The organism is Micromonospora sp. CNZ286 (assembly GCF_014207755.1).
Genome location: NZ_JACHIZ010000001.1, coordinates 2,282,302 through 2,303,684 on the forward strand (window position 1 = coordinate 2,282,302; position 21,383 = coordinate 2,303,684).

At 73.7% G+C, this 21,383-nt stretch carries 19 protein-coding genes and 2 riboswitches; of the genes, 14 read left to right on the forward strand and 5 right to left on the reverse strand.

The genetic code is table 11. The features are described 5' to 3' along the window. Positions 1–28 precede the first annotated feature (28 nt). The 9 genes from FHX31_RS10555 (at position 29) to FHX31_RS10595 (ending at position 11,419) form a co-directional block, all read left to right on the forward strand. Positions 29–1,621 (forward strand): beta-1,3-glucanase family protein, encoded by a 1,593-nt coding sequence (locus tag FHX31_RS10555; protein WP_013476265.1) that lies wholly within the window; start codon positions 29–31, stop codon positions 1,619–1,621. Positions 1,622–1,799: 178 nt separating this feature from the next. Further along, on the forward strand, positions 1,800–2,960 hold the full coding sequence (locus FHX31_RS10560) for an alkaline phosphatase PhoX (protein WP_013476266.1): 1,161 nt from the start codon (positions 1,800–1,802) through the stop codon (positions 2,958–2,960). A gap of 129 nt (positions 2,961–3,089) precedes the next feature. Then, positions 3,090–3,225, forward strand: a riboswitch (cobalamin riboswitch). A gap of 99 nt (positions 3,226–3,324) precedes the next feature. Further along, the gene (locus FHX31_RS10565; protein WP_013476267.1) at positions 3,325–4,368 is read left to right on the forward strand and encodes a peptidase; all 1,044 of its coding nucleotides are present in this window, start codon (positions 3,325–3,327) and stop codon (positions 4,366–4,368) included. A gap of 35 nt (positions 4,369–4,403) precedes the next feature. Beyond that, positions 4,404–4,889 carry a hypothetical protein gene (locus tag FHX31_RS10570; RefSeq protein WP_091331676.1) on the forward strand — a complete coding sequence of 162 codons (486 nt, stop codon included), beginning with the start codon at positions 4,404–4,406 and terminating at the stop codon, positions 4,887–4,889. A gap of 114 nt (positions 4,890–5,003) precedes the next feature. Further along, positions 5,004–5,077: riboswitch (cobalamin riboswitch) on the forward strand. 158 nt (positions 5,078–5,235) lie between these two features. Beyond that, complete coding sequence (locus FHX31_RS10575; protein ID WP_184975884.1) at positions 5,236–6,690, forward strand: prenyltransferase/squalene oxidase repeat-containing protein; 1,455 nt, start codon at positions 5,236–5,238, stop codon at positions 6,688–6,690. Next, positions 6,687–7,601, forward strand: a complete 915-nt coding sequence (locus tag FHX31_RS10580) for a hypothetical protein (RefSeq protein ID WP_184975886.1) — start codon at positions 6,687–6,689, stop codon at positions 7,599–7,601. Before FHX31_RS10575 ends, FHX31_RS10580 begins: the two co-directional genes overlap by 4 nt. Continuing rightward, entirely contained in the window at positions 7,594–8,838 is a 1,245-nt protein-coding gene (locus FHX31_RS10585; protein ID WP_184975889.1) for a CbiQ family ECF transporter T component, read from the forward strand. Before FHX31_RS10580 ends, FHX31_RS10585 begins: the two co-directional genes overlap by 8 nt. Next, complete coding sequence (locus FHX31_RS10590) at positions 8,835–10,466, forward strand: ABC transporter ATP-binding protein (protein WP_184975892.1); 1,632 nt, start codon at positions 8,835–8,837, stop codon at positions 10,464–10,466. Before FHX31_RS10585 ends, FHX31_RS10590 begins: the two co-directional genes overlap by 4 nt. Then, positions 10,463–11,419 carry an ECF transporter S component gene (locus tag FHX31_RS10595; RefSeq protein ID WP_184975894.1) on the forward strand — a complete coding sequence of 319 codons (957 nt, stop codon included), beginning with the start codon at positions 10,463–10,465 and terminating at the stop codon, positions 11,417–11,419. The genes FHX31_RS10590 and FHX31_RS10595 overlap by 4 nt, the downstream gene beginning before the upstream one ends. Here the strand turns inward: FHX31_RS10595 and FHX31_RS10600 are convergent. Beyond that, entirely contained in the window at positions 11,366–12,004 is a 639-nt protein-coding gene (locus tag FHX31_RS10600; RefSeq protein ID WP_013476274.1) for a response regulator, read from the reverse strand. The two genes, FHX31_RS10595 and FHX31_RS10600, sit on opposite strands and share 54 nt — an antisense overlap. Then, positions 12,001–13,221, reverse strand: coding sequence for a sensor histidine kinase (locus tag FHX31_RS10605; RefSeq protein WP_013476275.1), 1,221 nt, complete (start codon positions 13,219–13,221; stop codon positions 12,001–12,003). Before FHX31_RS10605 ends, FHX31_RS10600 begins: the two co-directional genes overlap by 4 nt. 222 nt (positions 13,222–13,443) lie before the next feature. Between FHX31_RS10605 and FHX31_RS10610 the strand changes: the two genes are divergently transcribed. The 5 genes from FHX31_RS10610 to manD all read left to right on the forward strand — a co-directional run bounded on the left by FHX31_RS10610 (position 13,444) and on the right by manD (position 17,052). Then, entirely contained in the window at positions 13,444–14,484 is a 1,041-nt protein-coding gene (locus FHX31_RS10610) for an ABC transporter permease (RefSeq protein WP_221488052.1), read from the forward strand. Beyond that, entirely contained in the window at positions 14,481–15,164 is a 684-nt protein-coding gene (locus FHX31_RS10615) for an ABC transporter ATP-binding protein (RefSeq protein WP_013476276.1), read from the forward strand. Before FHX31_RS10610 ends, FHX31_RS10615 begins: the two co-directional genes overlap by 4 nt. Positions 15,165–15,236: 72 nt before the next feature. Further along, positions 15,237–15,458: a hypothetical protein gene (locus FHX31_RS10620; RefSeq protein ID WP_225319635.1), complete on the forward strand. Its 222-nt coding sequence runs from the start codon at positions 15,237–15,239 to the stop codon at positions 15,456–15,458. Between the two features lie 131 nt (positions 15,459–15,589). After that, positions 15,590–15,760, forward strand: a complete 171-nt coding sequence (locus FHX31_RS10625; RefSeq protein ID WP_013287071.1) for a hypothetical protein — start codon at positions 15,590–15,592, stop codon at positions 15,758–15,760. Between the two features lie 83 nt (positions 15,761–15,843). Beyond that, the gene (manD, locus tag FHX31_RS10630) at positions 15,844–17,052 is read left to right on the forward strand and encodes a D-mannonate dehydratase ManD (protein WP_184975896.1); all 1,209 of its coding nucleotides are present in this window, start codon (positions 15,844–15,846) and stop codon (positions 17,050–17,052) included. Positions 17,053–17,062: 10 nt separating this feature from the next. Here manD and FHX31_RS10635 read toward each other — a convergent pair whose 3' ends face one another. Genes FHX31_RS10635 through FHX31_RS10645 form a run of 3 tightly spaced genes read right to left on the reverse strand, consistent with a single transcriptional unit; the run spans position 17,063 to position 21,380 of the window. Then, complete coding sequence (locus FHX31_RS10635) at positions 17,063–19,174, reverse strand: alpha-glucuronidase (protein ID WP_184975899.1); 2,112 nt, start codon at positions 19,172–19,174, stop codon at positions 17,063–17,065. After that, a complete protein-coding gene (locus tag FHX31_RS10640) occupies positions 19,171–19,860 on the reverse strand; it encodes a YesL family protein (RefSeq protein ID WP_123109476.1) in 690 nt (229 codons plus the stop codon). The genes FHX31_RS10635 and FHX31_RS10640 overlap by 4 nt, the downstream gene beginning before the upstream one ends. Beyond that, positions 19,857–21,380 carry a GH39 family glycosyl hydrolase gene (locus tag FHX31_RS10645; protein ID WP_184975902.1) on the reverse strand — a complete coding sequence of 508 codons (1,524 nt, stop codon included), beginning with the start codon at positions 21,378–21,380 and terminating at the stop codon, positions 19,857–19,859. Before FHX31_RS10645 ends, FHX31_RS10640 begins: the two co-directional genes overlap by 4 nt. Positions 21,381–21,383: the final 3 nt, after the last annotated feature.

Consider the following 21,383-nt stretch of genomic DNA (forward strand, 5'->3'; position numbering starts at 1 on the left):
GTCCCCCCGTCTCCCGCGAGGTGTCCCCATGCGTCTCCGAAGAAGGCTGCTCGCCGCCGCGTCCGCCCTGCTCGCCGGGCTCACCGGCGCCGTCGTCGCCACGCCCGCCCAGGCGGTCGGACCGGCGTTGCTGCCGGTCACCGTCACCAACACCACCGGCCGCAGCGACCCGGTCCACCTCTACGTCATCGGCGTCCAGCTGTCCTCCGGCCGACTCGGCTACGTCACCTCCGGCGGCACCTTCGTACCGTGGACCGGCGGGCAGCTCCCGCCGTCGCCCGCGCCGGACGTCTCCATACCGGGCCCCGGCAACGGCGGCAGCACCACGATCCAGTTCCCCCGCGGCTTCTCCGGCCGGGCCTACTTCTCCCTCGGGCAGAAGCTCAAGTTCTTCCTCACCCCGGACGGACTGGTGCAGCCCGCGCCCTGGGCGGCCGGTGACGCGAACCGCGACATCCTCTTCGACTGGAGCGAGTTCACCTACAACGACTCCGGGCTGTGGCTCAACAGCTCCCAGGTCGACATGTTCGCGATCCCGCACGCGGTCACCGTGACCGGCGCCAACGGCGTCACCAAGCGCACCGGCGACGTGGTGGCCAACGGACGCAACGCGGTCATCGACGGGATCCGGGCGCAGCCGGGCTGGGCCGGCACCGTCCACACCCGCTCCGACGGGACCGTCCTGCGCGTCCTGGCTCCGGGCAAGGCGGCCGGGGCCGGCCTGCTCAGCACCACGTACCTGGACTCGTACATCGCGTCCGCGTGGAACGCGTACACCACGAAGACCCTGACCGTGGCGCCCTTCGCCGACCAGCCGGCCATCCGGTACTACGGCCGCACCTCGGGCAACACCATGACCTTCACCAACGGCAGCGGCCAGGTCGTCGCCTCCTTCAACCGGCCCTCCTCGGCCAGCGTCTGGGGCTGCGACGGCGACCTGCCCGCGCCGAACGACCAGGTGGTCGGCCCGATCTCGCGTACGCTCTGCGCCGCCCTCAACCGAGGCACGCTCGGCACCGTCGACACCCAGCCCAGCACGAACGCCGCCGACTTCTACCGCAGCAACCCCACCAACCAGTACGCCCGCCTGATCCACGCCAACATGACCGACGGCCGGGCGTACGCGTTCGCCTTCGACGACGTCGGCGGATTCGAGTCGCTGGTGCACGACGGCGATCCCCGTTCGGCCGGACTGATCCTCAGCCCGTTCACCGGCGGTGGCGGCGGCACCCCGACCACCGGGGTGCCAGTGGTCAGCAACTGGAACAACAAGTGCATCGACGTGCCGAGCTCCAACTTCGTCGACCGCGCGCCGTTGCAGATGTGGAACTGCAACAACACCAACGCGCAGAAGTGGACGTTCAGCGGCACGGCGCTCAAGAGCCAGAACAACAAGTGCATGGACATCGACGCCGGGTCCACCGCGAACGGGGCGGCGGTGCAGCTCTACACCTGCAACGGCACCGGCGCCCAGCAGTTCACCCTGAACGCGGCCGGAGACCTGGTCAACCTCCAGGCCGGCAAGTGCGTCGACATCAAGGACTGGAACGGCAACGACGGCGCGAGGCTCCAGCTCTGGGACTGCGGGGGCACGGCCAACCAGAAGTGGCGCAAGGGCTGACCAGCCATGCGAACGGTGGCGGGGGCCGACCGCGAGTCGCTCCCGTCACCGGCAGGCGACGGACGAGACGGCCGGTGACACGACGCCGCGCACCGAGGCGTCCATCGACGTTCATCCAACAGATCGATGTGCGTAAGCTCCGCCCGGTCAGATCTGGGGAACCTACCGAGGAGGTTCCATGGATCGTCGAGCAATGCTGCGGGCCACTGTCGTCGGTGCGGGCGCTGTCGCGCTGCCGTTCACCGCGTGGTCGGCGGCGTACGGAGCCCCGGCGCAGAACGCGGCGGGCCCCTACGGTGGGCTCCAGCCCGCCGACGCCAACGGCATCCAGTTGCCGGCCGGCTTCACCAGCTCGATCGTCGCACGATCCCGTCGGACGGTGCCGGGGACGTCGTACACCTGGCACGACGCTCCGGACGGTGGCGCCGTGTTCCCGAACGGCACCGGCTGGATCTACGTGTCGAACTCCGAGGTGTCAGCCGGTGCGGGCGGCGGTGCCTCACGCCTCGTCTTCGACTCCAGCGGCACCGTGGTCGGGGCGTCGCGGATCCTCTCCGGCACCAACAACAACTGCGCCGGGGGCAAGACACCGTGGAACACCTGGCTCTCCTGCGAGGAGGTGTCCCTGGGCCGGGTCTTCGAGACGTACCCCCTCGGCGGGACCGCCGTGGCGCGTCCCGCGCTGGGCCGGTTCAAGCACGAGGCGGCCGCGGCCGACCCGGTCCGCCGGGTCGTCTACCTGACCGAGGACGAGACCGACGGCAAGTTCTACCGGTTCGTGCCGACCACCTGGGGCGACCTCTCCGCCGGAACCCTCCAGGTCTTCCGCGCCGGTACGGCGACCTCCGGCACGTTCACCTGGGCCACGGTGCCCGACCCGGACGGCTCGCCCACCCCGACCCGGCAGCAGGTGTCCGGCGCGAAGACGTTCAACGGCGGCGAGGGCTGTCACTACGCGGATGACACCGTCTGGTTCACCACGAAGGGCGACAACCGCGTGTGGCAGGTCAACCTGGCCGCCGGCACGTACGAGCTCGCCTACGACGACAACCTGGTCAGTCCGGGCACCCCTCCGCTGACCGGGGTCGACAACATCACCGGGTCCACTGCCGGTGACCTGTACGTCGCGGAGGACGGCGGGAACATGGAGATCTGCATGATCACGCCCGACGACAAGATCTCGGTCTTCCTGCGGATCACCGGACAGAGCGGTTCGGAGATCACCGGGCCGGCGTTCACCCCGGCGGGGGACCGGCTGTACTTCTCGTCGCAACGCGGCACGACCGGCTCGTCCTCCGGCGGCATCACCTACTGCGTCACCGGGCCGTTCCGCCGATGACCGGCTCCCGGCCCCGCTGACAGTGACCACGCGGTGGAGGACGCCCGGTCTTCACCGGGCGTCCTGCCGGCCGTCACGGCACGTGTCCGGTTCCTGGCGCATTGACATCGGTGCTCCGGCCACAGCAGACTGTCGCGACAACTGAACCACCGCGTGTACGTGCGGGGGAAGACCGGTCGAAATCCGGCGCTGGCCCGCAACGGTAGGCCGCCCAGAGAGATCTGCGGCGGCGAGCCCGAATACCCGTCGTACGCGTGTATCCGCTCCCCACCCGTCGTGGCCCACGGGTCGGAGTCCCGGTCGACGCGGCGTTGCCGCGGTCGTCCGGGCTTTCGACGACCGCCGGGCCGGAAAGGCGCTTCCGATGGTCGTCCGCCGAAGCCGGCACCGCCTGCTCGCGCTCCTCTGCGGCGTACTCGCCGCTCTCACCCTCACCACACCCGCCGTCGCCGCCCCCGAGCGCGCCGCCCTCACCCGCCCGGAGGCCGCCGGCGGCTGGCTCGCCCGGCAACTCGTCGACGGCGAACGCTTCGAGGCGGTCTTCGACGGTGTCGCGTACCCCGACCAGGGGCTGACCCTCGACGCCGTGTTCGCCTTCGCCGCCACCGGCGTCGCCGACGACCACGGCGCCGACGCGCTGGCCTGGGTCGCCCGGCCGGACATCCGCGACGGCTACCTCGGCGACGGCGCCTCCGAGGCGTACGCGGGTGCGACCGCCAAGCTCGCCCTCGCCGTGCAGGTGCGCGGCGGCGACCCGGCCGACGTCGGCGGGGTGGACCTGATCGCCCGGCTGCGCTCGCTCCAGACGCCGGCCGGCAGGTTCAGCGACCGGTCCGCGTACGGCGACTACAGCAACGCGTTCAGCCAATCCTTCGCGCTGCTGGCGCTGGACCGTACGGCGGGCGGAGCGCCACCGGCGGCGGCCGCCTGGCTGGCCGGCACCCGGTGCCCGGACGGCGGCTACCCGCTGCTGCCCGCGCAACCGGTCTGCACGTCCGACGTGGACGCCACCGCGCTCGCGGCACAGGCGCTGCGCGCCGCGGACCGTCCGGCCGACGCCGCCGCCGGGCTGCGCTGGCTGGTGTCCGTTCAGCGTGCCGACGGCGGCTTCGCCAACGCGGGCGGCACGCCGAACGCCAACAGCACCGGCCTCGCCGCGCAGGCCCTGCGCGACGGCCACCGGCTGCCGGCCTGGGCGCGGGCCCGGGCATTCCTCGCCGGACTCCAGGTCGGCTGCGCCGGGGCGCCGGCCGACCGGGGCGCTGTCGACTTCGACGGCGGCGGCTTCGATCCGGCCACCGCACCCCGGGCGACCGCCCAGGCCGTCCTCGGTCTCACCGGGATCGGGTACGCCCGCCTGTCCGCCGCCGGCGCCGACCCCGGCGCACCGGCACTCGCCTGCCCGTGAACCCCTTCGCCGCGCACCCGATCACAGGAGGATCCGTGTTCCGTCATCGTTCCACAGTCCGCACCTGGCTGGCCGGCCTGCTGGCCGCCGTCGTGGCCGGCGTCGCGCTGACCGCAGTCGAGCCCGCGCCCCGGGCGGCGCACGCCGCCGCCTGCACCGGCACCTCGGGAGTCACTGTGGTCGTCGACTTCGCCGCGCTCGGCGGCGGCGTCCAGGTCGCCTGTGCGCCGGGCGATCCGGCCACCGGCCTGGCCGCGCTCCAGGCCGCCGGCTTCACAGTCACCGGCACCGCCCGCTGGGGCCTGGCCTTCGTCTGCCGGATCAACGGCAAGCCCACCGCCGCGACCGAGCCGTGCGTCAACACCCCGCCGGCCACGGCGTACTGGTCGTACTGGCATGCGTCCAGCGGCGGCTCCTGGTCCTACAGCACGTCGGGGGCGACCGGCTACAACCCCGCGCCGGGCAGTGTCGAGGGCTGGTCCTTCGGCGCCGGCGCCCCGCCGAGCATCGCCGCTCCCTAGGTGTGACCGGCGGCGCACCGGTTGCCGGCAGCTGCTCTGGCGTCGTCGCGCGCCCGGGCGGTACGGTGTCGGCACCCGGTGCGCCGGGCACACAACTGCATACGTCCCGCGCGGGGGGAAGCCGGTTCGAAGCCGGCGCTGACCCGCAACCGTGAGCGAGAGTCCCCCTTTCGCGAGCCGGAATGCCCCGCCCGGGACGAGCGGCTTCCACTGTCGAGGTCTACAGGGTGAAGTCCGGGCCGCCGAGGTCCGACCACCCCGCTCACCGCAGCACGCGGAGCGGGGTGTCCGTTTCTCGGGGTGCTTTCCGGAGGTTTCACCGACCGCTCTGCGAAAGGCACCCCTGATGCCCCTGTCCCGGCGTCTCACCACCGGCCTCGGTATGGCCACGGTGACGGCTCTCGCCGCGATCACCGGCGCCCCGCCGGCCGTTGTCGCGGCACCCGCCCCGGCCCACGTCACAGCCGCCCGCGGGGCCGCGTCCTGGCTGGCCGGCGAGTTCACCGACGGTTCGCTGCCCGGCCCGTTCGCCCCCGAGGACTGGGGGCTGACCATCGACGGACTGGTCGCGCTGTCCGCCACCGGCGTCGACGCGCCGACCCGGCAGGCGGCAACCGCGCAGGTCGCGAGACACGTACGGTCCTACAACAGCTACGACGACTGGGGCATCGAGGGCTTCACCGACGGCGGGGCCACCGCCAAGCTGCTCTACGCCGCGGCCGCCGCCGACGCGGACCCCACCGACTTCGGCGGCTACGACCTGCGGGCGGAAACGCTGTCGCTGATCGCCACGGCCGACGCCGGGCACCAGCGGGGGCGGATCACCAGCCGTACCACCGCCGACAGCGGCCCGGACGCCAGCAACACCTTCGACCAGTCCTTCGCCGTGCTCGGCCTGGCCCGCAGTGGCGATCTGCCACAGGACACTGTGGACTTCCTGATCCGGCAGCAGTGTGCGGCAGGTGGCTTCCGGCTCTACCCGGACGCCGCCGACGGACCCTCGCCGTCCTGCGACGACCAGCCCGGCGCCACCCTCGACGTCGACTCGACAGCGATGGCCGTGCAGGCGTTGCTGGCCGCCGCCGAGGACGGCGCCACCGGCGCCGGCGACGCCGCCCGCAAGGGCGCCGACTGGCTGGTCACCCAGCAGCACACCGACGGCTCCTTCGGCGGCTCGGGACCGACCACCGGCGCGAACTCCAACAGCACCGGCCTGGCCGGGCAGGCCCTCGCCGCCGCCGGCCGCGACGACGAGGCCGCCCGGGCGGCGAAGGCCCTGGCCGCGCTGCAGCTCACCGCGGGCAACGGTGGGGCGGCCTCCGCCGACGCCGGCGCGATCGCCTACAACACCGACGGGTTCACGACTGCCGCCGCGGCCGGGATCACCGACACCGACCGGGACCAGTGGCGCCGGGCCACCGCGCAGGCATTGCTCGGGCTGGCCCAGGTTCCGCTGGGCCGGATCGGCCTCGACCCGCCGCCGACGTCGCATCCCACCCCGACCGGCACGGCCTCGCCCACCGCGCCCGCCACGCCCACCGCGTCTCCCACGCTCACCACGTCGCCTCCGCCGACCGGCACCGCCGGCCCGACGCCGAGCGTGACCAGCCCTCCGGCGACACCCGCGCCCACGACCGCGGCGCCGACCACCGCCGCTCCGCCGATCACGACCCCGGCCGCGTCAGGGCTGGGCGGGCTGCCGACCACCGGCGCGGCGATCGGCAGCTACCTGCTGATCGCGCTGCTGCTGATCGGTGGCGGAGTGACACTGCTCGTGCTCGGCCGACGGCGGGCGGGATGAGCCTCCGCGCCGCCCGCGGTGCGCTGGCCGTCGCCCTGGTCACCGCGGGCACCACGATCGGACCGGGCGGTCCTGCGGTGGCCGCCGGGTCGGCCGGATACTGCCCGGACGCCTCCGGGGTGACAGTCGTGGTGGACTTCAACGAACTCGGCGGCGGAACGGTGGTGCGCTGCGCGCCGGGCGCCCAGGCCAGCGGCCTCGCGGCGCTCAAGAACGCGGGCTTCCCGATCACCGGAACCCTGCGCTGGGGTGAGGGGTTCATCTGCCGGATCGACGGCAAGCCGTCGGCCGCGACGGAGAAGTGCGTCGACACGCCGCCGGCGAGCGCCTACTGGTCGTACTGGCACGCGCCGAACGGCGGCAGCTGGACGTACAGCGACAGGGGTGTGCTCAACCGCAAGCCGGCGGCCGGCAGCTTCGAGGGCTGGTCGTTCTCCCTCAACCGCAACGCCGATGACGCGCCTCGTCCCGGCGTCGCGCCGAAACGCCCCGCCCCTCCACCGCCGCCACCACCACCGCCCCCTCCGCCGCCGCCACCCGCGGGCGGCGGGCCGGCGGTGCCACCACCGGCGGGAGGAACCGTCGCACCGCCGCCGGTCGCCGGTGGCCGGCCCGGCGAGCCCACCCGGCCGGCCGGCACCTCCGGCCCGCCGGCCTCCGTCAGCCCGCCGGCCTCCGCCGGCGCGTCACCGACGGCCGGTACGCCGACCCTGGCGGCGACGCCGGGTGCCGCCACCGGAACGGCACCGCAGGGCTCCTCCGACGAGCCGGTGCTGACAGATGTCGCCGCGTCCCGTGACGACGACGGCCTGCCACCGGGCACGATCGCCGGGGTGCTGCTGCTCGCCGCGCTCGCCACCGGCGCGCTGGTCGCGGCCCGACGACGCCGTGCCGCCGGCCCGGATGACTGACGCCACGGGCACCGGGTCGCGGACGGCTGACGCCGGCCGGCTGCCGGGCCGGTGGCCGGTGTGGTGGCTACCCCGAGGGCTGCACCCGGGCGCATGGTGGCTGTGGGCGCTCGGCCTGGCCACCGCGGCCAGCCACACCACGAATCCGCTGCCGCTGGCCCTGCTCGTCGCCGTCGCCGGTCTGGTGGTGGTGCGCCGCCGGGGCGACGCGCCGTGGGCGTTGGCGTTCCGCATGTACGTGTGGCTCGGCGCGGTGATCGTCACGATGCGCGTCGTGTTCCGGATCGTGTTCGGCGGCGGCCAGGGCGAGCACATCCTGGTCCGGCTGCCGGAGATCCCGCTGCCCGAGTGGGCGGCGGGCATCCGTCTGTTCGGACCGGTCGCCGTCGAGCAGATCCTCGGTGGCTTCTACGACGGGCTGCGGCTGGCGGCGATGCTGATCTGCCTCGGCGCGGCGAACGCCCTGGCCAACCCGAAACGGCTGCTCAAGGCCGTACCCGGAGCGCTGTACGCGGTCGGCACCGCCGTCGTGGTCGCGTTGTCGGTCGCCCCGCAGCTGGTGGAGAGCGTGTTACGGGTCCGCCGGGCCCGTCGGCTGCGCGGCGCGTCCGGCCGGGGGATGCGGGCGCTGCGCGGGATCGCCCTGCCGGTGCTGGCCGACGCGTTGGACCGGTCCCTGGCCCTCGCGGCGGCGATGGACTCCCGTGGTTACGGCCGCACCGCGGCGGTGCCCGCCGGGCAGCGAACCGTCACCGGCGCGCTCGTGCTCGGCGGGCTGGTCGGCGTGTGTGCCGGCACCTACGGGCTGCTCGACACCGCCGCACCCGGCTACCTGGGGCTGCCGATGCTCCTGGCCGGACTGACCGCCGCCGTGACCGGCATGCTGCTCGCCGGCCGCCGGGTCCGCCGCAGCCGGTACCGACCGGACCGCTGGCGCCCGGCCGAGCTGCTCGTGGCCGGCTGCGGGGTGGCCGCCGCGGCACTGACCATGCTCGCCGGCTCAGTGGACCCGGAACTCCTCTACCCGCCGGTCAGCCCGCTCACCTGGCCCCAGCTGACCCCGCTGATGCTTCTCGCCGTGGGCGTCGCGGCGGCACCCGCCTGGCTGGCGCCGCCACCACCGCCGACGGCACGTGCCGGACGCCCGCCGGCGGTGGACCGGCCGTTCCCCGTCACGGACGTGCCGGCAGACGGAGAGCGCGCCGCGACCGCGACGACACCGGGAGACCGTCCATGATCACTTTCGACCGGGTCACCGTCCACTACGCCGAGGGCGGCCCGCGGCCGTTGCGGGACGTGACGCTCCGCATCGAGGAGGGTGAACTCTGCCTGGTCGCGGGCCGTACCGGCGCCGGAAAGTCGACGCTGCTGCGGGCGATCAACGGCCTCGTCCCGCACTTCACCGGCGGCACCCTGCACGGCGCCGTCACCGTCGACGGCAGGGACACCCGCACGCACCCGCCGCGCGATCTCGCCGACGTCGTCGGCGTGGTCGGCCAGGACCCGCTGGCCGGGTTCGTCACCGACACCGTCGAGGAGGAACTGGCGTACGGGATGGAGCAGCTCGCCCTGTCACCCGCGGTGATGCGCAAGCGGGTGGAGGAGACCCTGGACCTGCTCGGCATCGCCGACCTGCGTGACCGGCCTCTGCGGACGCTGTCCGGCGGGCAGCAACAGCGGGTCGCCATCGGCGCGGTGCTCACCGCGCACCCCCGGGTGCTGGTGCTCGACGAACCCACCTCCGCGCTGGACCCCACCGCCGCGGAGGACGTGCTCGCCACCGTCACCCGGCTGGTGCACGACCTCGGAGTGACAGTGGTCCTGGCCGAGCACCGGCTGGAGCGCGTGCTGCAGTACGCCGACCGGCTGCTGTACCTGCCCGGCGACGGCCGCGTCCACGACGGGACACCGGCAACCGCGCTGGCCCGCATCGACATCGCGCCACCCCTGATCGAGCTGGGTCGCCTCGCCGGCTGGACACCGCTGCCGCTGTCGGTCCGTGACGCCCGCCGACGGGCGTCCGACCTGCGGCACCGGCTCGCCGGCGTGGCGCCGCCGCCGGTCCCGGCGGGAGCGGACACCGGTCCCACGCTGACCGCGCGGAAGATCGTCGTACGGTATCCGGGGACCGTCGCGGTGGCCGGTGTCGACCTCGATCTGCGCGCCGGACGGGTCGTCGCGTTGATGGGCCGCAACGGATCCGGCAAGTCCAGCCTGCTCTGGGCGGTGCAGGGCAGCGGCCCCCGCCACGGCGGCACCGTGGCCGTGACCGGGCCGCAGGGCACCGTCGACCCGAAGGCCCTGCCGGCCGGTCAGGCCCGCCGGCACGTCGGCCTCGTCCCGCAGAACTCCGGCGACCTGCTCTACCTGGAGACCGTCGACGCGGAGTGCGCCCAGGCCGACCGGGAGACCGGCGTGCCGGCCGGCACCTGCCGGGCGCTGGTGGACCAGCTCGTCCCCGGACTGCCCGGTGACCGGCACCCCCGGGACCTGTCCGAGGGACAGCGGCTCGCCCTCGCGCTCGCCGTGCAGCTCACCGCCGCTCCGCCGGTGGTCCTGCTCGACGAGCCGACCCGCGGCCTGGACTACCACGCCAAGCGGCAGTTCACCGCCGTCGTCCGGATGCTGGCCGGCGACGGCCGGGCGGTGGTGGTCGCCACCCACGACGTCGAACTCGTCGCGACCCTCGCCGATCGGGTGATCGTGATGGCCGAGGGGGAGATCGTCTCCGACGGCACCACCGCAGAGGTCATGCTGGCCTCGCCGGCGTTCGCGCCGCAGGTGGCCAAGGTTCTCGCCCCCGCACCCTGGCTGACAGTGGAACAGGTCGCCGCCGCGATCAACGCGACCGGGGCACCGGCATGAGTGTCCTGCGGGTCGCCCCGCGTACCGCTGTGGTGCTGACCCTCGCCTCGGCCGCCGCGCTGGCCACCTTCACCTGGCCCTTCTTCGTCCCCGCACACCCGGAGACCACCGCCCGCACCGGCGAGGCGCCGCTGGTCTTCATCGTCATGCTGCCGGTACTCGTGGCGCTCGTCCTCGCCGAACTCACCTCCGGCGGTATCGACAGCAAAGCCCTGGCGATGCTCGGCGTACTCGCCGCCGTCAACGCCGCCCTGCGTCCCCTGGGCGCGGGGACCGCGGGCATCGAGACGGTGTTCTTCCTGCTCGTCCTCGCCGGCCGGGTCTTCGGACCCGGGTTCGGGTTCCTGCTCGGCGCCACGTCGCTGTTCGCCTCCGCCCTGCTCACCGCCGGCGTCGGGCCGTGGCTGCCGTTCCAGATGCTCTGCGCCTCCTGGATCGGCCTCGGCGCCGGCCTGCTCCCGGCCCGGCTGCGCGGCCGCGCCGAGGTCGCCGTCCTGGCCGGGTACGGGGCTCTCGCCGCCTACGGCTACGGCCTGCTGATGAACCTGTGGTTCTGGCCGTTCAGCGTCGGCGCGGACACCCAGCTGTCCTACGTCGCCGGCGCCCCCGTACTGGAGAACCTGCACCGTCTCGCCCTGTTCACCGCCGTCACCTCCACCTTCGGCTGGGACACCGGCCGCGCGATCACCACCGCCGTGGCGATCGTCCTCGCCGGTCCGGCCGTCCTCGCCGCGCTGCGCCGCGCCGTCCGGCGGGCCGCGTTCGGCGCGCCGGTCACCTTCGCCACGGCGTGCGACCCGCCCACGCCCCGGGCGGACGGCGACGACGTGACCACGCCCGGCGTCCCGCTGTCGTCCTCGCGTCAGGACGGAGACGTCGTGACCGGGCACGCGCTCGGATCAGCGGCGGATCAGGCCGAGTTCGGTGGCGGAGGCGACGGCCGCGGTGCGTGAGTCGACGCCGAGTTTGGCGTAGATGCGGGCCAGGTGGGACTTGACGGTGCCTTCGGTCAGGTGCAGGCGGGTGCCGATGCTGTGGTTGGACAAACCGTCGGCGACCAGGGCGAGAACCTCGGTCTCACGTCGGGTCAGGGCGGTGCCCGGCGTGCGCAGCCGGTTCATCAGCCGGTTCGCGACGGTGGGCGCCAGCGTGGTGCGTCCGGCGGCGGCGGTGCGGACGGCGGCAGCCAGGTCTTCGGGTGGGGCGTCCTTGAGGAGGTAGCCGGTGGCACCGGCCTCGATGGCGGGCAGTGTGTCGGCGTCGGAGTCGTAGGTGGTGACGATCAGCACGCGCGGCGCTCCCGGGCGGGCGGTGATCCGGGCGGTGGCTTCGGCGCCGCCCATGCCCTTCCCGAACTGCAGGTCCATCAGCACGACGTCGATGTCGCCTTCGCCTGCACGGGTGACGGCCTCCTCGGCGGTGGCGGCTTCGGCCACGACGACGAGGCCGGGTTCGGTTTCCAGCACGGCGCGCAGTCCGGCCCGTACGACCGGGTGGTCGTCGGCCAGGAGGAGGCGGACGGGGACGTTGTCGGTCACGGGCGGCCCTCGGGCTCGGTCCTGCTGGGCGGGGTGAGGGGAAGCTCGGCGGTCAGGGCGGTGCCGTGGCCGGGCGCGGATTCGACGGCCAGGGTGCCGCCGAGGGCGTTCATACGGGCGCGCATGGCCGTCAGGCCGAAGCCGCCGCTGTCGACGTCGGGGGCGGGCAGACGGTCGGGGTCGAAGCCTTGCCCGTTGTCGACGACGTGAAGGGCGATGCGGTCGCCGAGACAGCTGAGGGTGACCTCGGCCGTGGTGGCCCGGGCGTGGCGGACCGTGTTCGCGAGGGCGGACTGGGCGATACGCAGGAGCGCCACCTCGTGGGCGGTCGACAGCGATACGGGGGCGCCGACGAGGTGGAAGCGGGCGGCGAGGCGGTGGCGGGCGCTGGTGGTGGTGCACAGGCGTTCCAGGGCGCCGGCCAGGGTGGTGCCTTCCAGGGTGGGCGGGGTGAGTGCGGCGACGAAGCGGCGGGCCTCGGCGAGGTTGTCCACGGCGACCTGGCGGGCCGCGTCGACGTGGCCGGAGGCGGCACCGGGCCGGCCGGGCAGGGCGCGCTCGGCGGCGCGCAGCAGCAGCTGGATGCTGGACAGGCCCTGGGCGAGGGTGTCGTGGATCTCGCGGGCCAGACGCTCGCGTTCGGCGAGTACGCCGGCCGTGTGCTCGGCCCGGGCCAGGTCGGCCCGGGTGGCGGTGAGTTCCTCGATCAGCTGCCTGCGCTGTTCGCTCTCCCGATACAGGGCCTGGTATCCCCACACCACCCCGACGGCGACGGCGGCGCCGAGCGCGGGACCGATCACCGTGGCCGCGGTGAAGGAGCCGGTGTGGGCACCGAACCCGGCGACGGCCGCCGCGGCGGTGGCGATCACGGCAGCCAGGCCGGCGCGGCGCGGCAGCAGGTGGAGCTGGAGGAAGTACAGCGGGAAGGCCACCCAGATCGCATCGGGGGACAGGCCCAGCAACACCAGCCACGCGGCGCCCACGGCGGCCAGCCACCAGGCGGCGGCCCACCGCGAGCGGCGGATGCGGGGGAGGAGCGGCCCGATGGCGTACGCCAGGCCGCACGCCACCGACGCAGCGACGATCGATCCGGCGCGGGGCCGGTCGTCGGCCACCGCCCGGCCGGCGGCCAGGACGAGCAGGCCGATGATCAGCAGGTGCAGGCACCAGGCCAGGGCTCGGGTGGTCGGGGTCAGGGCAGGGGCAGCGGTGCTCACAGTGCGTCCCACGTTACCGAGGCCGGCGCCCCGGGGGCCTCTATCGAAAGTTAGAACCCGTGCGCCGTCCTTCGGCCCGCGAAGTGCCCGCCTACGCCAGACGCGGACACGGGCGCCGGCCGCGATGGTGGAGTCGTACCGCTTCCACCGCCGAAAGGACAGGCCACTGCCGTGTTTGTCGCCTGGAGAGATCTGAAGTTCGCCAAGGGACGCTTCGCCCTGATGGGGACCGTCATCGTGCTGATCACCCTGCTGGTCGGGCTGCTGTCGGGGTTGACGGCCGGACTGGGCCGGCAGAACGTCTCCGCCATCACCGGCCTGCCCGCCGACAGGATCGCCTTCCAGGCCCCCGGCGAGGGCCAGGGCGTGTCGTACTCCAACTCCACAGTCACCGAGAAGCAGTGGCAGCAGTGGGCCGAGGCGCCCGGAGTGACAGGTGCCGAACCGCTGGGCATCGCCACGACCAGGGCCACCGCCGGAAACAGGAGCGCCGGGGTCTCCGCCTTCGGCGTCCGGCCCGGCTCCCACCTGGCCCCCGGCAGCGGCCGGATCGACGGCCGCTCGGCAGTGCTGTCCACCAGGGCCGCCGACGACCTCGGTGTGAAGGCCGGTGACTCCGTCACCCTCGCCGGGCAGCGACTGACAGTGGCGGCCGTACGCGGCGACGCCTCCTTCAGTCACACCCCTGTGGTGTGGATCAGCTTGGACGTGTGGCAGAAGATCGCGCCTCCCACCGGCACCGGCGGCGGCAGCTCGGCGGCCACCGTCGTCGCCCTGACCACCACCTCGGGGGCCGATCTGGTGGCCACCGACCGGCAGGCGGGCACCAAGACGGTCTCCGTCGACGACTCGCTGTCCGCGATCGGCTCCTACACCTCCGAGAACGGCTCCCTGCAGCTGATGCGCGGCTTCCTGTTCGCCATCTCCGCCCTCGTCATCGGAGCGTTCTTCACCGTCTGGACGATCCAGCGCAGCGGCGACGTCGCAGTGCTCAAGGCACTCGGCGCCTCGACCGCCACCCTTCTCAAGGACGCCATCGGGCAGGCCGTCGTCCTGCTCGCCGGCGGCACCCTGCTCGGCACCGGCATCGCCGCCGCGCTCGGCGCCCTCGTCGCCGGATCGGCTGTGCCGTTCGTCCTCACTCCGGTGACCGTCCTCCTTCCCGCGGCCGTGATGGTCGTCCTCGGCGCCCTCGGAGCCGCCCTGGCCATCCGCCGCATCACCTCCGTCGACCCGCTGACCGCCCTGGGGAGCGCCCGATGAGCCTGAACCTGACCGACATCACCCTCACCTACCCCGACGGCGAGGGCCGCCTGACCGCCCTCGACCGCGTCACCCTGGACGTGCCCAAGGGCAGCCTCACCGCCGTGATCGGCCCCTCCGGCTCCGGCAAGTCCAGCCTCCTCGCGGTCGCCGCGACCCTCATCACCCCCGACACCGGCACCGTCACCGTCGACGGCACCCCGACTACCGGTCTCATTCGGGCCGAACTCGCCGACCTGCGCCGCCGCAAGATCGGCATCGTCTTCCAGCAGCCCAACCTGCTGCCCTCCCTCACCGCCGCCGAGCAGCTCCAGGTCATGGCCCAGATCGACGGCCGCCCACCGGCCAGAGCCCGTACCCGCGCCGTGGAACTGCTCGACGCGGTCGGCCTCGCCGGCCAGGCCGACCGCCGGCCGCACCAGCTCTCCGGCGGCCAGCGCCAGCGCGTCAACATCGCCCGCGCCCTGATGAACAACCCCACGGTCCTGCTCGTCGACGAACCCACCAGCGCCCTCGACCACGAACGCGGCGCCGCCGTCATCGACCTGATCACCCGCCTCACCCACCAGCAGGCCACCGCCACCGTCCTGGTCACCCACGACCGCACCCACCTCACCGCCGTCGACCAGATCGCCGAGGTCCACGACGGCCGCCTCCACGTTCCGGCACCAGCCCGCTGAAGCGGGTGTTCCGGGGGCGGGTCGGCGCAGCGGCCTGCGGGCTGCTGTCGACGTCGTGATCCAATGAAGCGCATGGTCGTCCAGCGGATCACCGCCGGCCTGCTGTTGCTGATCGGGTTTCTGGCGATGGCGGCCTCCCACACCTTCCCGTTCCTCGACGATCTCTCCGAACCGGCAGAGTCGGCGGTCGCGATCGGGGGCGCGGCGTGCCTGCTGGCGGGGGTGTGGCTGTGGTTGCGCAAGCCGGCGGACCGGTCGTCCGCGCCCTCGGCCGGCGACGGTGAGAGCCCGTGACGGCGCGCGGATCGAGGCCGGGAGAGGGCCGGCGCTCGCGGTGACACGTCCGCCCGCCGCTCACGCCGGCGGGCGCCGCCCGTCGTCGTGCTCGACGGGCGGTCCCGGCTGAGGCGTCGGATACTGAGCCGATGACCAACCCCGACCTCGATCCCGAGGTGTACCCGCCGATCGACCCGCGTGAGGACGTGCCGGACGACCCCGGCGAACTCCTCCCGGACACGCCCGGCGAACTGCCCGAGGCACCGGTCGAGCCGATGCCCGACGACGGGGAGCCCGGGGGCGTTCCCGAACCGGCCTGACCGGCCGGCACCGGGGCACCCAACAGATCGACGATGATGGATAATCCTGTGGTGACCGGCGCGCCGACCGCAGGGGAGACAGGATGAGGATCGTCGACGCCCGGGTGATCGTGACCTGCCCCGGCCGGAACTTCGTGACCCTGAAGGTCGTCACCGACGCCGGCGTCACCGGCGTCGGCGACGCCACCCTCAACGGCCGGGAACTGGCAGTCGCGTCCTACCTGCGTGACCACGTCGTGCCGCTGCTGATCGGGCGCGACCCGGCCCGGATCGAGGACACCTGGCAGTACCTCTACCAGGGGTCGTACTGGCGGCGCGGGCCGGTCACGATGAGCGCCGTCGCCGCCGTGGACACCGCGCTGTGGGATATCAAGGGCAAGGTCGCCGGGCTGCCGGTCTACCAGTTGCTCGGCGGCCGGTCCCGCGAGGGCGTGACCGTGTACGGGCACGCCAACGGCGAGACCGTCGACGAGGTGCTGACCGAGGTCGCCCGCTTCGTCGACCTCGGCTACCGCGCGGTCCGAGTGCAGTGCGGCGTGCCCGGCCTGCCCCGGACGTACGGGGTCAGCGCCGACAAGATGTTCTACGAGCCCGCCGACGCCGCGCTGCCGACCGAGACGACGTGGTCGACGGACGCCTACCTGGCCCACGTGCCGAGCGCGTTCGCCCGGGTCCGCGAGGAGTTCGGGCCCACCCTCCGGCTGCTGCACGACGTGCATCACCGGCTCACCCCGATCGAGGCGGCGCGGCTCGGCAGGAGCCTGGAGCCGTACGCGCTGACCTGGATGGAGGATCCCGTCCCGGCGGACCTGCAGGAGGGTTTCCGGCTCATCCGGCAGCACACCACCACGCCGATCGCCGTCGGCGAGGTCTTCAGCAGCATCTGGGACGCCGCCCAGCTCATCCGGGAACAGCTCATCGACTACGTGCGCACCACTGTGGTCCACGCCGGCGGGATCACCCACCTGCGACGCATCTTCGACCTCGCCGCGCTGCACCACGTCCGCAGCGGCTCGCACGGAGCCACCGACCTGTCCCCGGTCTGCATGGCCGCCGCGCTGCACCTCGACCTCGCCATCCCCAACTTCGGCCTGCAGGAGTACATGCGGCACACCGAGGCGACCGACGAGGTGTTCCCGCACGGCTACCACTACGAGGGCGGCTACCTGCATCCGGCCGAGACTCCGGGGCTCGGTGTGGACATCGACGAGCAGGCCGCGGCCCGCTACCCGTACGCGCCGGCCTACCTGCCTGTGAACCGGCTGACGGACGGCACCGTGCACCCCTGGTGAGGGCGCCGGTTCAGTGGATGCGGCGACCGTGCGCGTCCGGCACCCCGGACTTGCGGAAGAAGTAGGTGTTGATCTGGTCCCGCCACTCGACGGCGCTGCGGAACTGTTCGTCGAGGCGCTCGGCCACCCGGTCGTGGACGGCCGGGTCGACCGCCCCGGCGACGAGCCGCCACCGTTCCCGCATCGCCGCCACCTCCTCGACCCCGGCGAAGTGCGTGTCGTAGATGTGCTGGATCACGGTACGGCCACTGCGCAGCACGTGCCGGTACGGGACGTGATGGAAGAACAGCAGCAGTTCGTCGGGGCAGCGCTCGCGTGACTCGTACACCTCCGACCACGGCGGCGGGTACTGGCCGGTGAACCCGGTCCCGGTCGCCCGGGTCCGGTCCACCCCGACGCCGTGGCGGTCGGCGAAGTGGTACGTGCCCCACGGGGTGTACTCGTAGCCGTCCACGTCCGGGCCGTAGTGGTGACCGGGCCGCACCATGAAACCGACGCCGAGCGGGGCGGTGTAGCGCTCGTAGGTGCGCCAGGAATCGTCCATGACCGCGTGCATCGTCCGCCGTACCGCTTCCGGATCGCCGGTGGTGACCGGCAGCCAGGTCAGGTCGATCCACTCGTCGAGGATCGCGGCGGGATCCAGCAGCGGATCCCAGGCGAGCCGGCCGAAGGCGTACAGGTTCGCCTGCGCCAGCGGGTGCCCGGTCCAGAACGGGTCGTCGCCCACGTTGGCCACTGCCACCAGACCGCCGCCGGTGCCCGCCCGGCCGGCCGCCACGTCGGCGATCGTGCCGCCGGGCTCACCCCGGGGCCGGAACCGCAGCACCTCACTCCACCAGGGCGCGAGGTAGCAGACGTGCCGCTGCTGGCCGGTGTACTCCTGCGTCGCCTGCAACTCCACCGCCAGCCGGGTGGCCGGCATCGCGGCGAGCACCGGGGACACCGGTTCGCGTGTCTGGAAGTCGATCGGGCCGAACTTCACCTGGAGGATCACGTTGTCGGCGAATCGTCCGTCCAGCGGCGCGAAGTGGTCGTGCGCGGCCCGGGCCCGGTCGGTCGACCGGTCCCGCCAGTCCTGGTGGTGGTCGTAGACGAACGCCCGCCAGCGCACCACGCCTCCGTACGGGGCGAGCGCGTCGGCGAGCAGGTTCGCGCCGTCGGCGTGGTCGCGCCCGTACGCGAACGGGCCGGGCCGGCCCTCGGAGTCGGCCTTCACCAGATAGCCGCCGAAGTCGGGAATCCGCCGGTATACCCGCCGGGTGGCGGCGGCCCACCAGGCCCGTACCCGCTCGTCCAGCGGATCGGCCGTGGGCAGGCCGCCGAGGACCACCGGGGCGGCGAAGGTCACCGACAGATGCACCCGGATGCCGTACGGGCGGAGCACCTCGGCGATCTCCGCGACGTCGCCGAGCCGGTCGGTCAGCAGCCGCGCCTCGGTGTCGTGCACGTTGACGTTGTTCACCGTGACGGCGTTGACGCCGCAGGAGGCGAGCAGGCGTGCGTAGTCGCGGAGCCGGGCGGTCTCGTGCCGGGCGGCGCCGTCGCGCCAGAACAGGGAGCCGCCGGCGTAGCCACGCTCGACCTGGCCCGACACCGGGTGTACGGCCACGTTGTCCCAGTGGTCGAGCGTCCGCCGGTCCAGTGCCGGTCGGTGCCGCCGCGCCGGGAGGTCGTCGTCGAAGGCCGCCGCGCCGAGCCGGACCATGTGGAACATCCCGTACAGCAGGCCGGCCGGCGCGTCGGCCAGGACCACTGTCACGCCGTCCACCCGCGCCAGCAGGTACCCCTCGTCGCCGAGGGAGCCGTCACCGGTGCCGTTCACCGTCGGTGTCGCGCCGAGCCGGGCCGTCTCGGCTGCCGCGTTCGGCACCGGGCCGGCCCCGCGCAGGGCCAGCACCAGGTCGGCGTCGACCTGCCACGGTGGACCGTGCCAGAGCCGTCCGCCGTACCGGCCGCAGGCCCGGCTCACCTCGTCGAGGACCGTGTCGACCAGGGGCCCGTCGCCGTGCACCAGCACCCCGCGGGAGCCGAGTTCGCGGAACGCCGCGGGCGGGAGCCAGGCGGCGTGCCAGGCCGACTCGCCGGCGTCCGCAGACGCTCGGCCGGTGACCGGGACGCTCATGCGGTGAACTCCGCCCGGATCTCGTCGATCATGGGGTCGCCGATCCGCAGCAGTGCCAGCACCAGGAGCGCGGCGAGCAGGGCGAGTACCGCCTCGGAGAACACCGCTGTGACGCCGGCGACGGCGGCCAGGAGGGCGACGTTGCCGACTGTGACGCCGGGCTTGCGCGCCACGTAGTAGACGGCGAGCCGGAGCACGTCGCGGGTGCGGAAGGTGAACAGGGAGACGATCACCAGCGCGTTGACCCCGACCAGGATCACCCCCGCCCCGACCACGACGAGCGGCACTGCCCACCAGCCGGGGACGGCGGCGGCGGGCAGGTTCGCCAGGTTGACAGCGATGACTGCGAGCCACAGCAGCGTCGGCGCCCAGACGCGCAGCACGCCCGCCAGGTTGGCCCGGTACGCCCGGAGGAACGTGGCGGCGGGACGGAGATCGGTCAGGTCGGGGCGTTGGTGCCGCAGCGTGTGCAGCGCGGCCGAGACGGCCGGACCGAGCGGCAGCGCGGCGGCGGCGACCAGCGGGAGGTTGCTGCTGTCGCGGTCGAGCAGCACGAGCACGGCCAGGCCGGGCAGCGTGCTCACCAGGAGCAGCAGTTCCACCACGAGCAGGATGTGGACCCTCGCGGCGGCCCGCGACAACGGCCCGTCGCCGAACTCCCGCAGCCCGCCGGTCGCGCCGGTCACTGCCGGTCCCCGGGCGGGTCGAGCAACCTGTCGTCCCACCACGGCGGGGTCTCGTCCACGACCGGCGTCAGTTCGGCGAGGGTCACCTCGTGCCGGGTGAGGACGAGGTCGAGGTCGGCCCGCCCGGCCGCGACCGGCACTGCGCGATGGGTACGGGCCGGCTCGGCTGCTTCCCGCAACGCGTCGAGCTGCCGAGGCCGTGGCGAGTGCGGGCTGCCCATCTCCCGCCAGGCCGCCCAGGCGTTGCCGGCGTCCTCGCTCACCGACGAGCGGAGCAGGAACGCCGACACGGTGCCCGGCGGGCCGATCGGGACCGACAGCGACAGGGTGTGCCGCTCGGGTGCCGGTTCCCGGCCGGTGACGTCGACCGGTGCCCAGGCCAGCACCGCGACCCGGCCGTCGGGGTGCCGGGTGACGAGGTGGTCCGGTCCGCGTGCGAGCACCTCGTCGCCGAGCCGGGCCATGAAGGCGTACAGGTGGTAGGTGGGTTTCTTGATCTGCCGGTGGGTGAGCAGGCCGAAGCCGCCGTGCAGCGGCGCGGTCGGCACGCCCTCCTCCTCGAACACGTCGCTGAAGGTCCAGTAGGAGAAGGAGTCGACCAGGTCCCCGCCGCCGGCCAGCACCGGGGCGAGGTAGGCGGCGTGGAAGGCCGTGTCGTGGATCGGGTTGTCCGGCCGGTAGGAGGAGTTGAACTCGGTGATGTGCACCGGGAGGTCGGCCAGCGCGGTGCCGGCCAGGTGCCGGCGGGGCGCGGCGAACTGCTCCAGCAGGTCCGCGGCCGGGGCCAGCGTCTGCCGGGTGCCGAACGGCAGGTGCCGGGCCGGGCCGGAGGTGTAGGCGTGCCGGCTGACGAAGTCGACAGGCACCTCGCGGTCGGTGACGAACTCGGCGAACGGCTTGAGCCACTCGTCGGCGCCGGGGGAGAGGGCCGGGCCGCCGACCTGGATCGCCGCGTCGACGTCCTTGACGGCGTGCGCCGACACCTCGTACAGGCGGTGGTAGGCGTCCTGGTCGGCGCCCTGCCAGAACGCCGTCAGGTTGGGCTCGTTCCACACCTCGACGGGCCAGCCGCGCACCTCGTCGAGGCCGTACCTGTCGACCAGGTGGGCCACCGTGGCGCGGACCAGGTCACCCCATTCGGTGTACGACCGGGGCGGCGTCACGTTGCCCCGCCACCAGAACACCGTCTGGTCGCCGGAGGCGAGCGCCGAGGGCATGAACCCCAGCTCCACGAAGGGCCGGACGCCCATCGCGAGGTAGGCGTCGACGACCTGGTCGACGTAGGTGAAGACGTGCCGCACCCGGCGCTCGCCCTGGTACGAGTAGGGGCGGTGCACGCCGGCGCCGGCGCTGAGCAGCCCGTGCCCGCGGATGTGCCGGAAGCCGATGTCCCGCTGCACCAGCGCCAGCGAGTCCTGATAGTCGCGTCGCAGGGCCAGGTCGAACCGGCCGGTGCCCACGCAGGTACGCCAGGCGTCGGTCAGCCGGCCGATGGGCCGCTCGGGAACGGTGCCGCGCATCGC

Coding starts and splice junctions, on each gene's coding strand:
- FHX31_RS10555 (WP_013476265.1), top strand. CDS start 29: ATGCGTCTCCGAAGAAGGCTGCTCGCCGCCGCGTCCGCCCTGCTCGCC.
- FHX31_RS10560 (WP_013476266.1), top strand. CDS start 1,800: ATGGATCGTCGAGCAATGCTGCGGGCCACTGTCGTCGGTGCGGGCGCT.
- FHX31_RS10565 (WP_013476267.1), top strand. CDS start 3,325: ATGGTCGTCCGCCGAAGCCGGCACCGCCTGCTCGCGCTCCTCTGCGGC.
- FHX31_RS10575 (WP_184975884.1), top strand. CDS start 5,236: ATGCCCCTGTCCCGGCGTCTCACCACCGGCCTCGGTATGGCCACGGTG.
- FHX31_RS10580 (WP_184975886.1), top strand. CDS start 6,687: ATGAGCCTCCGCGCCGCCCGCGGTGCGCTGGCCGTCGCCCTGGTCACC.
- FHX31_RS10585 (WP_184975889.1), top strand. CDS start 7,594: ATGACTGACGCCACGGGCACCGGGTCGCGGACGGCTGACGCCGGCCGG.
- FHX31_RS10590 (WP_184975892.1), top strand. CDS start 8,835: ATGATCACTTTCGACCGGGTCACCGTCCACTACGCCGAGGGCGGCCCG.
- FHX31_RS10595 (WP_184975894.1), top strand. CDS start 10,463: ATGAGTGTCCTGCGGGTCGCCCCGCGTACCGCTGTGGTGCTGACCCTC.
- FHX31_RS10610 (WP_221488052.1), top strand. CDS start 13,444: ATGGGGACCGTCATCGTGCTGATCACCCTGCTGGTCGGGCTGCTGTCG.
- FHX31_RS10615 (WP_013476276.1), top strand. CDS start 14,481: ATGAGCCTGAACCTGACCGACATCACCCTCACCTACCCCGACGGCGAG.
- FHX31_RS10620 (WP_225319635.1), top strand. CDS start 15,237: ATGGTCGTCCAGCGGATCACCGCCGGCCTGCTGTTGCTGATCGGGTTT.
- FHX31_RS10625 (WP_013287071.1), top strand. CDS start 15,590: ATGACCAACCCCGACCTCGATCCCGAGGTGTACCCGCCGATCGACCCG.
- manD (WP_184975896.1), top strand. CDS start 15,844: ATGAGGATCGTCGACGCCCGGGTGATCGTGACCTGCCCCGGCCGGAAC.
- FHX31_RS10635 (WP_184975899.1), bottom strand. CDS start 19,174: ATGAGCGTCCCGGTCACCGGCCGAGCGTCTGCGGACGCCGGCGAGTCG.
- FHX31_RS10645 (WP_184975902.1), bottom strand. CDS start 21,380: ATGCGCGGCACCGTTCCCGAGCGGCCCATCGGCCGGCTGACCGACGCC.